The sequence below is a fragment of the Xanthobacter autotrophicus genome, from assembly GCF_030015065.1.
Taxonomy (GTDB): domain Bacteria; phylum Pseudomonadota; class Alphaproteobacteria; order Rhizobiales; family Xanthobacteraceae; genus Xanthobacter; species Xanthobacter autotrophicus_D.
In genome coordinates, this window is sequence record NZ_JAIVFN010000008.1 from 12,425 (window position 1) to 28,766 (window position 16,342).

The 16,342-nt window shown below is 70.9% G+C and carries 5 protein-coding genes; 2 read left to right on the plus strand and 3 right to left on the minus strand.

The genetic code is table 11. From position 1 onward, the window contains the following. Nucleotides 1-332: 332 nt before the first annotated feature. The 3 genes from K9U40_RS03455 to K9U40_RS03465 all read right to left on the minus strand — a co-directional run bounded on the left by K9U40_RS03455 (nt 333) and on the right by K9U40_RS03465 (nt 4,865). Nucleotides 333-1,637 carry a cytochrome P450 gene (locus tag K9U40_RS03455; protein ID WP_282888821.1) on the minus strand — a complete coding sequence of 435 codons (1,305 nt, stop codon included), beginning with the start codon at nt 1,635-1,637 and terminating at the stop codon, nt 333-335. Further along, nucleotides 1,624-3,375 carry a di-heme-cytochrome C peroxidase gene (locus K9U40_RS03460; RefSeq protein ID WP_282888822.1) on the minus strand — a complete coding sequence of 584 codons (1,752 nt, stop codon included), beginning with the start codon at nt 3,373-3,375 and terminating at the stop codon, nt 1,624-1,626. The genes K9U40_RS03455 and K9U40_RS03460 overlap by 14 nt, the downstream gene beginning before the upstream one ends. 353 nt (nt 3,376-3,728) lie before the next feature. Further along, the gene (locus K9U40_RS03465) at nt 3,729-4,865 is read right to left on the minus strand and encodes a helix-turn-helix transcriptional regulator (protein WP_282888823.1); all 1,137 of its coding nucleotides are present in this window, start codon (nt 4,863-4,865) and stop codon (nt 3,729-3,731) included. A 469-nt stretch (nt 4,866-5,334) separates the two neighbouring features. On the opposite strand from K9U40_RS03465, the gene K9U40_RS03470 reads away from it, so the two are divergent. Beyond that, the gene (locus tag K9U40_RS03470) at nt 5,335-6,816 is read left to right on the plus strand and encodes a hypothetical protein (RefSeq protein ID WP_282888824.1); all 1,482 of its coding nucleotides are present in this window, start codon (nt 5,335-5,337) and stop codon (nt 6,814-6,816) included. 263 nt (nt 6,817-7,079) lie between these two features. Continuing rightward, on the plus strand, nt 7,080-16,322 hold the full coding sequence (locus K9U40_RS03475) for a type I polyketide synthase (protein WP_282888825.1): 9,243 nt from the start codon (nt 7,080-7,082) through the stop codon (nt 16,320-16,322). Nucleotides 16,323-16,342 lie beyond the last annotated feature (20 nt).

The window sequence follows — 16,342 nt, forward strand, 5'->3', positions numbered from 1 at the left end:
ACCGGTCGTTGATGCACATCAAAGGATCGCAGCTCCTTCGGGGGACGACAGGTCTGGTTCATCGGGTGCACGGAGAAGCTCCCGGCAATTCGGGAAAGAGCGACGCCCATTGAAGACGTTCGCGCACAGAACCGGCGTTATTGCCGGGCACTGACCGCGGCGAGCGAGAGCGCGATCCGAGCAAATTGAACCGATTTGCTCGGATCGCGCTCTAAACTCAAGAAAGAGAACGCGCTTTCGCGCGAAGCGGGCACCGGTTCGCGTGAATAAAATGCGCTGATTCAAGAATTCGGAGCGCCTCATGGTTTCCATGAAACGACGAGGCGCTCCGATCACTCCAGCCCGATGCGATAGCTCTGCGGGAACGGCGTGCCGGCCATGTCCACCGGCGCCAGCGGTCGCGACGTCGGGCGCCTCAGCACCCTTTTCACGATCTCCGGGATCATCACCGAGCCCACATAGCGGCCGAGGCACTCATGATGGCCGTAGCCGAAATGCAGGTAGGTATGGAACGGCCGGTCGGGCCGGAACGCCTCCGGATCCGGCACGAAGTCCGGATCGAACATGGCGGACAGGCTCAGGGGCAGCACCACGGTGCCCTTGCCGATCACCTTCTCCCGCGGCGTGCCCTTGGCGATGGTGACGGTGGATGCCGCCTCGCGGAACATGAAGGCGACGATGGGCGAGAAGCGCAGCGCCTCCCACACATAACCGTCGAAGGCGGCGTCGTCCCCCGCGATCGCCGCCGCCCGCGCGCCGGCCAGCGCCTCGGGCCGGGAGAACAGCTCGGCCAGCGCATTGATGACCGCTTCCGCCGTGGTCTCGATGGCCCCGATGAGCAGGCCGCCCACATTGATCACCACCCGGTCCATGCCGAAATGGTCCGATGCGGGCAGGTTGAGGCTCAGGATGCGGGTCAGGCTGTCGTCGGGGGCGGTGCCGGCCTTGATCTGCGCGATCCGCGCCGGGATCAGCTGGGCGAACAGGGTGCGCAGCTTCACCCGCGAGTCCTCCGCCGCCTGGTGGATCGCCTCGGCGTCGGGCCGACCGTCATAGGGCAGGTTGTTGAACTGGTCCATCTGGTTGGCATAGGACCAGTCGAGCAGGTCCTGGTCCGGCCCGTGGATGCCGAAGCAGCGCTGCACGATGCGCATGGGCACGTGGCGGGCGAGTTGCTGCACCGCCTCGATCTCGCAGCCGGCGGCGTCCAGCGCCGTATCTGCCACCTCGGCCACGACCGCGCGGATCTTCGGCAGGTCGTCGAAGGCGAGGATGGCGCGCATCACGGACTTGTCGCGGTAATTCACCACGGTCTCGTCCATGGCCAGCATGAAGTCGCCCATCTTGGGCTTGTAGAGGTCCACCGTGAACACCTTCGGGATCGAGAGCACCTCGATCACGTCGGCGCGCTTGGCGATCAGCGTCACCTCGCTGGTCTCGTAGATGGGGGCATGGGCGCGCAGCTCGGCGAAGAAGGCGCGCGTCTCGTTGGCGATGAGGTCACGGGCCAGCGGCCAGCGCTCGGCCGGGCGCAGCGCTGCGAGGCGGTCGAGGCACGGCGTCTGCGACACCGGCACCACGTCCACCCCGCCCGCGATGCCGCCGGCGATTCCCTGGGCGATCTCAATGGCGGACATCGGGCCCCTCCAGGATCTTGAGATATTCGATGATGGCGGTGCGGTCGTCGGGCGTCAGCTTCGCCACCGCGGGGTCGGGGAAGGCATGGCCGCGGTTGGAATTGCCCGGCAGGCTGGTGTCGAACAGGAACAGGCTTTCGCGCTCCTTCTCGGTGAACGCGTCGGCGGAGGAGACGAAGCCGAGCTTCTTCGTGTCCAGCTCCCGCGAGCCCACATAGAAGCGGGCGGGCCGCTCGTCCTCCGGCGAGAGCAGGTCATAGACGGTCGGCACCGAGCCGTTGTGCAGGAACGGCCCCGTCGCCCACACGCCGGCCAGCGGCCCGGCCTTGTAGCTCGGCGGTGCCAGCCAGCCCGGCTGGGGCGAGGGGCGATCCGGCGGCTGGCTGCCGGGCGCGAACCGCCAGCCGTACCACTGCTTGCGCGCATCGCCGGTGATGCCCTGGGCCCTGAGGCTGTTCTCGGTGATGGCCGTGACCGCCGCCAGCAGCACCGCGCCGGCCGGCACCTGGCCATCGGCGAGATGCGGCGCGCTCGCGACCAGGGGTCCGAGCACGCCGGGCTTGGCGAAGCGACCGGTGAAATTGGTGAGCATCTTGGGGTCGGTTTTCACCTTGGCGATGTCCACCATGGAGACCGCCAGCCACCGCCGCCCGCCCTCGGTTTCGGCGGCGGGGGTGAGACGGTATTCGGGGCCGCCATGGCAGCCGGCGCAATGGGCCTTGAACAGCTCGGCGCCACGCTGCGCCTTGGCCGCGTCCACCTTGCCCAGCTCCTTCTCGGGCCACGGCGGCGGCTTCAGGTCCGCCACCCAGGCCTCCAGCGCCACCAGGTTGCCGGGGAGCGCGGTGGAGGTGAAGGCGGCCGGGTTACCGTTGGCGAAGCTGGTGTGGCCGAACACGCCCAGCACCTCGCCGAGATTGCGCCCGAGCGGGTTGCCCGCCACCCCGTTCCACTGCACGTAGCGCTGGTGCGGGGTGGTCCACAGGAAGGGATAGCTCACCGGCGCATCCGGCATGCGGAAGTTGGCGGGCTCGCCGAGCGCGTCGGCGGCCACCGCATTCAGGATATGGCCGAAGGCGTCGAGCCGGCCGCGGCCATAGGGCACCGGGGTCCAGGACGCGGCCTCCAGCCGGCGGATCTCGGCGGCGGTCGCCTCCAGCGCCGGGCGCACCTGCTTGGGATCGGCGGCCACGAGGCGCGCGGCGAAGCGCTGGAACTTGGCGGGGTCCGCCAGAGTGTTGTCGAGGGCGCGGCTGAGGCGCTTCATGAACAGCTGGTAATCGGCCAGGGACGCGCCGCCGTCGATGCGGATGCGCACCCCGTCCGCCACGATATCGGAGGTATGGCAGGCGGCACAGGTCATGCCCACCATGGGCCCCATCGCCCCGCCGGGCCGCGGGTCCTTCACGAAACCGATGGGCAGCCCGTCCGGATTGAGGGGCGAGGGCCCGTCCGCCGGCAGGAAGCCCATCTCGGTCATGTGCCTGGGATCGAGGAACGGCTTGTCGGAGAGCGGCTGCTCCAGCGCGCGCAGGAACACGTAGGGCAGGAGCTGCGAGCCCTGGGACGTGTAGTAGAACTGGTCGCGCAGGCCGTCCGACCACCCCTGGTCGAGCACCTTGGGCGGGCCCGCCTTCTCGTCGGCCTGGCGCCGCGACATGATCGCGTCGGTGGCCGCCGCAAGGCCCAGGAAGCCCGCGACCCCCGCGAGCACGATGAGACCCTTTCGTCCCAGCATTTTCTCCCCCAAAGACTGGTGCGGGTCACCGCCGTGCCCGCCGGAGCCGGTCCGCGCGGGCAGATCCGCGCGGGTAGGTCCGCCGGGCGGTGAAGCCGTCTCGTTTCAGAATGATTAAAAAGCGATTCAGGCTCCGGATGGAAGCACAACAGCATCCACACGGAGGATTTGCATGGTCCCCGCCGGACCGGGGGTGAAGCGTGACGCCCGACGTCACGCGCCGATCGCCCAACCCTCGCGCGGGCGCATGTCAGGCGCGCGACAGCCAGAGCGGGCGCGGCCCGCCCCGGATCGGGCACGCAGCATGGCGGATGCGGCCGGCGCATCCGCCATGACGCCCATTCCGGCAGGCGTCACACCAGCGACAGGTCGAGGCTCTCGCGCAGGCGGGCCACCAGCTCGCCCTGGCGGTTGGTATCCGTCTTTTCGTACAGCGCCTTGAGCTGGCTGCGCACCGTGGACATGGCCACGCTGCGCTGCTGGGCGAAATCGGCGAGCGAGGCGCCCACCGCCAGCGCCGCCGCCAGCGCCGCCTCCGACGGCGTGAGGCGGAAGGTGGTCTGCAGGCGGCGCGCCACGTCGGCGCCGCTGCGGCCCGGCGCCCGCACCACCACCGCGATCTGCGAGCGCGTGGTCAGCTTCACGCTGCCCTCGCCCAATGGCAGCGGATGCAGCGAGACGCGGTAGGGCGCGGCATCCGCATCCGAGCGCTGAACCTCCATGTGCTCGGCATGGGGCAGGCTGGCCTCGCCGCGGGCGGCGGCGAGGGCCACCGCCACCGCTGCCGCCACCTGGCGGGACGCGCGGTCGTCGCGGAAGGCGAGCTTGCCGCCGCGCAGGGCGATGTCGCCCTCCTTCACCATGGCGTCGCCGGCCCGGTTGACGTGGGCCACATGCATGTCTGCGTCCACCAGGAAGATGCCGGCATCGACGATGTCGAGGGCGGCGGCGATGTCGCCCACCTTGGCCTTCGCCTCGTCGAGCAGCGCGTAGAGCTCGAACGCCCGGCGCAGGTGCGGCACCACCAGTCCCAGCTTTTGCTTCTCGGGCGCGCCGAACGGCCCCTGGCCGCGCCCGCGCATGGCGCACACGGTGGCCATCACGTCGGCTTCCTGGGCGAAGTAGGAGACGAGCGAATGCTCGATATCCATGGGCTCCACCACCTCGCGGAACATGGCGGTGGCGCGGAACTGGTCCGGGTCCACCCCGTCCTCGCCGACGATGACGCGGCCGGGATTGGAGAGGATGTACGACAGGCGCGGGTCTTCCGTCGCATGGCGGTACAGGAAGGTCTTGTAGGCCTCGTGGTCGTAGCCCCACACGCGCCAGGTGGGCCGGCGCGGCTGCTTGAGGCTGTAGACCGCGAGCTGGCCGACGCGGCCATCCACGAAGCGCGTGACGCCTTCCAGCAGGATGCCCCATTGCTGGGGATCGCCGCTGAGCTCGTACACGTCGCCGATGAGGCGGGAATATTGATCGAGATCGCCCATGTCCGTCCCATTTCCGCGCGTCGCCGCGGCCGGCCGGGCCGGAACCGCGGAACGCTTTGATCCGATGGACCGCCGTGGCTCATCCCCGCGAGAGCCAGAGGCGCGCTGGCACCCCCGGTCCTGCCGCGGGGCAGGGCAAGGGGACGAGGGTGGCAGGCTTGCCTGCGCCACCCGATGCCACAGTCGCCGGAGCGGTCACGCTCCCGGGCCGCATCCCGCCGGGTTGCACCAACCCGGGCCGCGAATGCGCCCCTCAACCTGTTGAATGAGACCGCGTGACCCGACCCGCCTGCGATGCAGGCGAACCGGCGCGTGCTCCTGACTGCAGCATTGCACAACCACCTCAGGCTGCAAGACGGCCAATGTCGCGGTCATCCCCCATTCGCGGGATGCTGCCCCTTGGGGCTCCATGCTGCCCTATGCGGGAAGCGGCTCAGGCATCGGAACCAGCATGACACTTGAGAGGTCCATGGAAATGTGTGTGGGGGGAGAGGAGGCGCGCCCATCGCTCCGCGAGGCCATCGGGGAGCGCGTGCGCGCCCTGGCCCTGGAATCGGGCGCCCGTCCTGCCGATCACGGCTTCGGCTTCATGTTTCCCGCCCTCACCGGACCGGCCCATCGCCTGGCGCCGGAGCCGGGCACGCTGAAGGCCCTCACCCGCCTTGCCGCGTCCATGGCCGAGCCCCCGGGCGCCCTGCCGCCGCCGCGCACCCGCTCGGCGGGCGACAGCGACCTGCCGGCCGCCTATACCTATCTCGTCGAGTTCCTGCGCAATGATCTGGTATGGGAACGCCGCGCGCCGGACGAGGAGCGCCCGGGGCCGGAGGCCTTCGCGCCGCTGCCGTCGCTTTCGGGGCTGCTGAACCGGCGCTCGGGCGGGCTCGACCTCGACAGCGTCTATGACGCCCCGCGGGACCCCGAGACGGTGCGCCGCATGCTGGTCGGCCCGCTGTCGCCGAAGCCCCAGGGCTGCCCCCATGCCCGCCCGCCACGCGCCGGGGAGCGCAACGACCTGCCGCGGCACCCCCGCAGCCCGGAGCCCGGCCGCGACCGCGCGCCCCGCATGAGCGATCCCCGCAATGACGAGCACCTGATCCTCGGCCAGATGCACGTCGCCTTCCTGAAGGCGCACAATGCCCTCATCGCCTCCGGCCTGTCGTTCGAGGCGGCCCGGCGCGCGCTCCGGCGGCGCTTCCAGTGGATGGTGCTGTTCGACCTCCTGCCCAAGCTGGTGGCGCCGGACGTTCTCGAAGATGTGATGGACGAGAGCCCGCGCCTGTGGCGCGTGGAGCGGCCCGCCGCGCTGTTCATGCCGGTGGAGCTGTCCGCCGCCGCGCTGGTGCTGGCGCCGGTCATGCGCCGCGCCAGCTACGACTACAACGGCAATTTCCGCAACATCGAGCGCAGCGCGCTGGCGACGCGCAGCGTGCTGGCGGGCGGGCGCGACGGGCCGGACACCCTGCCGGAGCACCACGTGATCGCCTGGGACGGCTTCCTGCCGCTGGCCGCCGATGCCCCGCAGCGGGCGCGGCGGCTCGACACCCACATCGCCGGCGCGCCCGAGAGCGCGGAGGCGGTGGCGTCCCATCACCTGCTGCGCGGCTTCCGCCTCGGCCTGCCGACCGGGCAGGCGGTGGCGCGGCATCTCGGCCTGCGTCCGCTCCGGGACGACACCCTGCTCGCCGCCCTGCCCGACCACCAGCGCGTCGCCGCCCTGCCCTTCTGCGAGGCGACGCCCCTGTGGTTCTACATCCTCGCCGAGGCCGGCGATCCGGACGGGCCTGCCGGACGGCATCTCGGCCCGGTGGGCAGCCGCATCGTGGCGGAGGCGCTGTGGACCCTCGCGCTCCACTCGGATGCCTCCATCCTGGCCCCGGGCACCCTGCCCGACTTCGCGCGCTTCTCCCTGAGCGACCTGGTCCTTCTCGCCGGCGAGGAAGACGCCCGCTGAGAGGCGAACGGCCTGGCCGCGCGGTGCCAACCATGAGATGCAACGCAGCACGAGCCAGGCCGTATCCGGCCGCATCTGTCGGAAAACCTACATTTCCGAAGAGATGAAAAGCGCAAGCATAGATCGGTACAATAGTGCCTCTAACACCATAACGTACCGACGTTTACTGTCATTTTTCGCAGAGTCGGAAGAAATCAGGTGACAGATCCGCGACTCTCCGCATAGGTTGCGGTGCGGCAATCTTGCGGAAGAGGGCGCTTCCCATGGATAGCTTGGATCTTCTGGACGGCGAGGCACGGGCGGTCGGAAACGGCCTTGGTGGGGAACCCGAAGCTGTCGCAGTCATCGGAATCGGCTGTCGTTTTCCAGGTGGTATCGCGAGTGCGGAAGGCTATTGGTCCTTCCTTCTCGGCAAGCGTTGCGGCATCCGGGAGATACCCGCGGATCGCTGGAACGTTTACAATTATTATGACCCAGACCCCGAAAGTGCCGGGCGCTCCTATTCCAAGTGGGGCGGATTCTTGTCCGGGGACGTCTTCAACTTCGATCCCGCCTTCTTCGACATGGCCCCGCGCGAGGTCATGTCCATGGATCCCCAGCAGCGTCTGCTGCTGCAGGTGGCCTACGAGGCCATCGAGGATTCGGGCGTACCCCTGCGTGCGCTGCAACGCCAGCGCACCGGCGTCTTCGTCGGCATCTCCACCTCGGACTTCAGCTACAGCCAGCGCTACCGGCGCGTCGCCACCGACATCTTCGCCGGCACCGGCTCGGCCTATTCCATTGCGGCCAACCGCATCTCGCACCGGCTTGACCTGAAGGGGCCGAGCATGGCGCTCGACACCGCCTGCTCGTCGGCCCTGGTGGCGGTGGACCAGGCCGTGCGCCACCTCGCCATGGGCACCTGCGACGTGGCCATGGCCGGCGGCGTCAACATGATGCTGGACCCCGGCCCGTTCGTCGCCTTCTCCAGCGCCAACATGCTGTCGGCCACGGGCCGGATCTACACCTTCGACGCCCGCGCCGACGGCTTCGTGCGCGGCGAGGGCTGCGGCCTCGTGATGCTGAAGCCGCTCGCCCGCGCGGTCGCGGACGGCGATCGCATCTATGCGGTGATCCGCGGCTCGGCCGTGAACCAGGACGGGCGCACCCCGACCCTCACCGCCCCGAGCGACGCGGCCCAGACCGCCATGCTGGAAAGCCTGGTGGCCCAGACCGCCATGGACCCCGAGGACGTGGGCTATGTGGAGGCGCACGGCACCGGCACGCCGGTGGGCGACCCCATCGAGGCCAGCGCCATCGGCCGCGTGTTCGGCGCCGGCCGTGTTGACCGCCCGGTGCTGGTGGGCTCCTTCAAGCCCAATCTCGGCCATCTGGAATCCGCTTCCGGCATCGCCGGGCTGATCAAGATCGTGCTGTCCACCCATCACGGCATCGTGCCGCCGAACCTCAATTTCGAGCGGCCGAACCCGACCATTCCGTTCGACGCGCTCGGCCTCTCCGTGCCGGTGGAAGCCACCCCCTATGCCGGCGAGCACGATGTGCGCCTCGCGGTGGTGAACTCGTTCGGCTTCGGCGGCACCAACGCCTCGGTGGCGGTGGAGAGCTGGCGCGGCGGCAAGCGCACCCGCGCGGAGAAGCGGGCCCGGCCGGCGCCGTCCGACGGGCCGGTGTTCATCCCGCTGTCGGCCAATGGCAAGGCCGGCCTCGCCTTGTGGGCGGAGGAGCTGGCCGACGCGGTGGACGAGGGCGGACCCCTCGGCGCCGTGCCCTACGAGACCCTGTCGACAGCGCTCCGGACCGGCCGCGACCATCTCACCGAACGGGCCGCGATCCTCGCCGACACCGAGGCGCAGGACCTTCCGCTCAAGCTGCGCACCCTCGCGCTCGGCGCCGACGCGCCGGCCAACGAGGCCATCGCGCCCTACATCATCACCGGCCGCGCCAGGCCGCGGCGCCTCGCCTTCACCTTCTCGGGCCAGGGCGGCCAGTGGTGGGCCATGGCCCGCAAGCTGCTCACCGAGGACAAGACCTACCGCGCCTTCGTCGACACCTTCGACGAGGCGCTGAAGCCCCATACCGGCTGGTCGGTGATCGAGGAGATCACCCGCGACGAGGCCACCACCCGCATCAACGACGCGGACGTGACCCAGGCCGCCATCTTCACCAACCAGGTGGGCCTCTACCACATGTGGCGCGAGCGCGGGCTCACGCCGGAACTGCTGGTGGGCCACAGCTTCGGCGAGGTGGCGGCGACCCATATCGCCGGCTGCATCGACCTCGATACCTGCGCCCGGATCATCTATCACCGCGGCCTCATCCCCCACCAGAGCACCCGGCGCGGCGCCATGGCCACGCTGGGTATCACCTACGACCAGCTCGCGCCCCTGCTGCCCGGCGACGGCAGCGTGGTGGTCGCCGCCTTCAACGGCCCCACGGCCCAGACCATCTCCGGCATGGAAGCGCCGGTGGTGGCGCTGCTCGAAGAGGTCAAGCGGCTCTATCCGGACGTCACCGCCCGCCGCCTCACCATGGACTTCGGCTGGCATTCGCCCCATCTCGACGATTGCGAGGCCTATTTCCGCGAAGGCCTCGGCGAGATTTCCTGGAAGCCGCCGTCCTTCCCCATCGTCTCCACCGTCACCGGCGTGCTGGAGACCTGCTTCGACACCGAATACTGGTGGCAGAACCTGCGCCAGCCGGTGAACTACAAGAAGGCCATCGACTTCTGCCTTGATCTCGGCATCGACGCCTTCCTCGAGCTCGGCCCGCACCGCACCGTCACGCCGCTGATCCACGGCATCGCCCAGGAGCGCAACGCCTCCGTGGTGGCCGTGTCCTCGCTGGAGCGGCAGGGTGACGACCGCCTCGTGATGGCCCGCTCCATGGCGGGCCTTTACGTGAACGGCGTGGCCTTCGACTGGAGCGAGACCGAAGCCGGCGCCGAGGAGCACGCCAAGGAGCATCTGGCCCTGCCCCGCAGGCCGTGGGTCAACGAGCGCCTGGTGCAGATGCCGCTGGAGGCGCGGCAGTTCCTGTTCGAAGGCAATCGCCACCCCCTGCTCGGCTGGCGCGAGACCGGGCCGGAGCCGGCCTGGACCAACGAGATTACCCTCAAGAGCCTGAAATATCTCGCCGACCACCGGCCGGGCGGGGACTGCCTGTTCCCCACCGTCGGTTATGTGGAGATGATGGCCGGCGCCCTGCGCGAGCTGTTCGGCGAGGCGCCGGTGGAGCTGCGCGACTTCCGCATCTACGACGCCCTGTCCATCAGCGGCGACGATGCGGTGCTGATCCGCACCTCCTATGATCCCGTCACCTGCCGGCTGCGCATCTCCTCCATGAAGCGCGACACCGACGAGGACTGGCGGCTGCGCGTGGAGGCCTATGGCTGGCAGCACGCCTTCACCCTGCCCCCCGCCCGCTTCGACCCCGCCATCTTCCAGGGCAGGCCCGCCATCGAGCGCGAGGACTTCTATCGCCTCACCTCGCGCCACGGGCTGGATTACGGCCCCACCTTCCAGGCGGTGGACGCCCTGTGGCTCGCGGGGCCGCGGCATGCGGTGGCGCGCCTGTCGAGCACGGAAGCGGCCAGGCGCGACGGCTTCATTGCCTTCCCCGGCCTGTTCGACAGCGTGCTCCAGTCCGGCCTCGTGGTGGAAGACGTGGAGCTGGGCCTGTGGGTCCCCGGCGAGCCGCTGCCCGAGGAGGACAGCGTCGCCGGCCAGTACAAGCTCATGCTGCCCGTGGGCATCCGCAAGGTGATGGTGGCCGGCCCCCTGCCGCCGGAAGTCATCTGCGAATTCTTCACTGATCCCGCCGACGACACCGGCATCTACCGCGTCTACGCGCTGGACGGCACGCCGCTGATCGCGGTGGAGAACCTCAAGGTCAAGACCCTCGGCGCCCTGAAGGCGAACGCCACGGACGGCGGATCCGTGGTGATCGAGGAGACGTTCGAGGCGGCGGCGGCGAAGCCCGACACCCCGGCGCGGCTCGGCCGCTGGCTGGTTCTGTCGGGCGATCCGGCGGCGACGGAGCCGCTGGCCAGCGCGCTCGTGGCGTCGGGCGCCACCGTGGAGACGCTGGCGCCGGACATCTTCACCGCCATGCAGGCGGAGGACGCCACCCGGTTGATCGAGCAGCGGCTCGCCGCGCCCGAAGGCCTTGCCGGCATCGTCTATGCCGCCACCGCCGGGGTCGAACTCGGCCCGGAGGCGGAGCTGTCCACCGATCGCCTGGTGGCGGCGGTGGAGGAGGCCTCGTTCGGCCTCGTCACGGTAGGCCAGGTGATGGACCGCCTGCGCACCGCCGCCCACCGGCCGGCGGTGGTGGTGATCGGCCGCGCCAGCCGCGCCATCCCCGGCGACGCGCCGATGGCCACCGAAGGCCTCGCGGATTCCGCGCTGCTCGGCCTGTCGCGGACGCTGGCCAACGAATGCCCGGAATTCGCCGTCCGCCATGTGGACGCGGACGCCGCCGCCTTCAGCGAGGGCATGGCCCTCGCCCAGGCGGTGCTGGAGGACAGCGACGAGGCGGAGATCATCCTGCGCGGGACGGAACGCACCGTGCCGCGCCTCAGGCAGGGTCCGCTCGGCGGCCTCGCGCCGCTCCGCCGCACCATCGCCAAGGACAGGGACGAGGCCAATTTCTCGGTCACCATGACCAGCCCCGGCCTCATCGACAACGTGGTGCTGCGCGAGTGCCCGTACCCGACCCCGAAGGCGGGCGAGGCGGTGGTGGAAGTGGCCGCCGTGGGCCTCAATTTCCGCGACATCATGGCCGCCACCGGCATCCTGCCCGACGAGGCCGAGGGCGAGGGCGCCTGGTGGCGCAATCTCGGCCTCGAATTCGCCGGTACCGTGCGCGCGGCCGGCGAGGGCGTCACCGGCTTCAAGCCGGGCGACCGGGTGATGGGCATGGGCAAGGGCTTCCTGCGCCGGTTCGCCGCCGCCGATGCCCGCTTCCTCATGCACGTGCCCGACGACGTGGCGCTGGAAGACGCCGCGACCCTGCCGGCCGCCTTCATGACCGCCCATTATTCGCTGGTGGACATTGGCCGCCTCGAGGCCGACGAGAAGGTGCTGGTGCATCTCGCCACCGGCGGCGTGGGCCTCGCGGCCATCCAGGTGGCGCGCGACATCGGCTCCGAAATCCTCGCCTCGGCGGGCTCGGACGCCAAGCGCTCCTTCCTGCGCGACCTCGGCATCGAGCACGTGATGAACTCGCGCAGCCTCGAATTTGCCGAGGGGGTGCGGGCCGCCACCGGCGGGCGGGGCGTGGACGTCGTGCTGAACGCCCTGTCGGGCGCCGGCATCGACAAGGGCCTCGAATGCCTCGCGCCCTTCGGCCGCTTCGTGGAGATCGGCAAGCGCGACCTCGCCCAGGACAAGCCCATCGGGCTGAAGTCGCTCTATTACAACAATACCTATGCGGTGATTGATCTCTCCACCATTGCCGACGAGCGCCCGGCGCGCCTGTCGTCGCTGCTGCGGGCAGTGGAAGCAAAGGTGGCGCAGGGCCTTTACCGCCCCATCGTCGCCACCCGCTTCCCGGTGTCCCGGGCGGCGGAGGCCATGCGCATGTTCTCCAAGGCGCAGCACATCGGCAAGGTGGTGCTCACCTTCGACGAGCCCGCCATCGAGGTGGAGGTCGATCTCTCCCAGCCCATGCGCTTCTCGGGCGAGGCAAGCTATCTCGTCACCGGCGGCCTGCGCGGCTTCGGCGTGGCGGTGGCGGACTTCCTCAGCCGCCAGGGCGCCGGCCGCCTCCTGCTGTGCGGCCGCAACGGCACCCCGGATGCCGAGTCCGAGCCGGTCATCGCCGCCATCGCGGCGCGGGGGACGCAGGTGGTTCCCGTCGCCCTCGATGTCACCGATCCGGATGCCGTGGACGCGCTGATCGCCGCCCACGCCAGGTCCGACAAGCCGCTCAAGGGCATCGTCCACGGCGCGGCGGTGATCCAGGACGGCTTCCTCAGCCAGCTCGACGCCGGCCAGATCTCCCGTGTCATCCGCCCCAAGGCGGGCGGCGCCTGGAGCCTCCACCGCGCGGTGACCAAACACGGCGCCGACCTCGACTTCTTCGTCAGCTTCTCCTCGCTGGCGCAGGTCATCGGCAGCCCCGGCCAGGCCAACTACACGGCGGCCAATTCGGTGCTCAACGGCATGGGCTCCTACCGCAGGGGACGCGGCCTCGCCGGCTCGGCGGCGGCCTGGGGCTCCATCGCCGGTTCGGGCTTCGTGGCGCGCTCCGAGGCACTCGGCAATTATCTGGAGAGCATCGGCATGAAGCCGGTGCCGGACACGGAGGCCGCCGCCTCGCTCGGCACGCTGCTGCGCGCCGCGGACGAGAATCTCGGCTTCGCCCGGGCCGACTGGGCCGCCATCTCGCGGGCCCTGGCGCGCACCGCCGGGACCGCCCGCGTCAAGCCGCTGCTGGCCCAGCGCACGGGTGGCCGCTCGCGCATCCAGGCCGAGTTGCTCGCCGCCCCGCGCGAGGCGTGGGACGGCATGCTGGCGGACCTCATCCGCGGCGAGGTGGCCAAGGTGCTCAAGGTGTCGCCCAACGACATCCCAGCCGACCGCCGGCTGTCAGAACTCGGCCTCGACTCCCTGTCCTCGTTCGAACTGAAGAACCGCATCGAGGCCCATGTGGATGTGAACATCCCCGTGGCCAAATTCCTGCAGACGCCCACCGTCACCGGCCTGTCCGGCGTGGTGGCCGCCACCTTCGAGGCTACCCAGAAGGCTCGCGCCGCCAGCGCCGCAGCGCTCGCCAGCGGCGACGGCAGCGCCGGCGGAACGGCGGGCGGACCGGTGTTCCGCCCGCTGGTGCGGCAGGAGACGCTGCTCGCCCTCGGCGCGAAGCCCATGACCTCCCCGGTCGCCCGGGCGGCCCTGGAAGTGGCGGCCTCGCGCCCCGTCGATCCCGCGCTCGGTTTCGAGACGCTGGCGCAGGCGCTCGCCGCCCTCGCCCTGGCCGAGGATGCCTTGAGGCTCACCGCCACGGCCGCGCGCGAGATCGTGGTGGGCGAGGCCCCCGACCTCGAATGGGTCACCGACCCCTCGGGCCTTGCCCCGATCAGCCAGCCGGGGCCGCTGTGGCGCTTCGGCGTCTCCAAGGCGGCGGATGGCGCGCTCACCCTCCATGCGCGGGCCCACCGTGCGGCGGCGGACGCGCTCTCGCCCCATCTCGCCCTCGCCGCCCTCGTGGCCGCGGCCACGTCGGCCCCCGCGCCCGACACGCCCTTCACCGCCTTCGCGGCGATGGAACGGCCAGCCGAGGGCTCGGTGGTGCAGGCCGGGCACATGGCCTTCTGGAAGGAAGTGCTACGCACCCCGCCGGCGGCCCTGCCGACCCCCGGCCGCACCCTGGCGCCGGCCCCGGCCGGCTTCGGCCTCAACCGCGGGCCGGTGGGCCATTTCGACGCCACGCTGGCCCTCCCCGGCTTCGGTGCTTTGTCCGCGCCGGACCAGGAGGTGCTTCTCCTCGCCGCGCTGGGCCGTGCCCTCGTCGCCGGCACCCACCTCGACCGGGTGGTGGTGGAATGCCACGACCCGGCCCGGCGCGACGCCCCCGCCGGCCTGATCGGACCGGTGGCGAGCGCCGTCCCGGTGCTGCTCGACCAGCTCGACGCCACCGCCGACCGGCTGCTGCGACGGGCGCGCCAGCGCCTCGTGGCGGCGCGCAACCACCGCGCGCTTGATACGGCGGCGGTGGAAGCCCTGCTGGCGGAACGCCTCAACACCGCCGGCGCGGCGCTGCGCCAGGTGGGCTTCTCCTACCTCGATGCCGACGGCGCGGCGCGGGCTGCCGCGCTCGGCATCACCGCCCCGCTGGCGACGTTCAGCGACCCGTTCAACGAGCTGCGGCTCGATGCGGTGGCGGACGGCGGCGGCCTGACCCTGAGGCTCGCCCTCGACACCGCCGCGTTCCCGATGGAGACCGGGCGCGCCCTCCTCGCGGACTTCGCCGCCGCGGTGTCCGCGCTCGCCGGCACCCCGGCGACGATCGGCACCCCCACGTGGCACGGCGCCACCGGAACGGTGCGCCGCGCGGCGGCCGCGCCACCGACCCCGGCGGCCGACGTCCCGGCTCCCGCGGTGACGGGCCTGACCCCCTCGGGCGAGCGGCCGGTGCCGCTCTCCGTCAAGCAGCACAACGTGCTGCGCTCCCTGATGAAGCCGGGGACCAACCACGCCTACCGGGTGTTCTGGTCCATCGGCCGCGCCTTCCGCATCGCGCCCCGCGCCGACATCGACCGCCTGCGCCGGGCCCTCAAGCTGGTGGAGGAGCGGCAGGAATCGCTGCGCACCCGCTTCGTGGCCGGCGATGACGGGCAGCCCCGCGCCCTCATCCTGCCGTGCGGCGAGCCGCCCCTGGTGGTGGAGGAGATGCCCGGCGCCGATACGGCGGCCGTGCAGGCGCGCCTGTCCGCCCTGCTCGATGCCCCGCTCGATCCCTTCACGGAGGCGCCCTACCGCGTCACCGTGCTGCGCGGCGGCGAAGACGGCGACGTGGTGGTGGCGCAGGGCCATCACCTCATCTTCGACGGCTGGGCGCTCGGCGTGTTCGTGGAGGAGGTGTTCCAGGCCTTCCTGGGCATTCCGCTGCCACCCCCCGAAATCACCGTCGAGCAATATGTCAACGAGTTCGACCGGGCGACGGACCCCGTCTTCATGGCCGAGCGCGAGGCCTATGTGCGCGAGCTGTACGGGGCCAACCCGCCGCCTCTGCCGAATTTCGGCCGCAAGGCGAAGGGCCTCGTGCCCAACCTCGACCGCACCCAGGCGGGTCCGGGCGGCGAGATCTTCGCCTTCCTGAACGCCGCCGGGCAGGAACGGGTGCAGGCCCGTGCCCGCCGGATCGGCATCACCGAGACCTCGCTCCTCAATGCGGCCGTCGCCCAGGCCGTCGCCGTGCGCGGCGGCGTGGAGGACGTGATCCTCAACATCCCGGCGGCCATGCGGACCGACCGCCGGCTCACCAACTTCGTGGGCTGGGTGCACGGCTCGACCCTGCTGCGCGCCCCCGGCGGGGCCGTGGCCGACCTCGACGCGCTCGGCGTGTCGCTGTCGGAGCAGCTCAACCGGGCCCTGGTCTACACTCCGTTCGAGTTCTGCTTCCTCGACGGCGACCTGCACGACGACCTGGTGGCCCGGGGCTCCTACCTCGCGCTCTTCGTCAGCGGCATGCAGACGCCGGACCGCTTCGCCCGGGGGGCCACCACCTCCGCGCTCCAGCGGCAGGGCAAGACCGAGGAGCTCGACCTCGGCGTCATCAAGGTGGCGCCGCTCTCGGCCAAGCTGCTCCGCTACGCCATCAACGAGATCGACCTGCGCTCCTTCCAGAGCGCCGAGGGCCTCTCCTACCGCCTCGGCTACGACACCACGGCGCTGACCGCTGCGGAAGGACTGGACCTCGTGAGGGACGTGCTCGATCGCCTGGGCGTCGGCCCCGACGGCTGCGAAGCCATAGTGGACACCGACGCGGAGGAGAAAGCGTGAGAACGGCCCGCAGCGCCGCG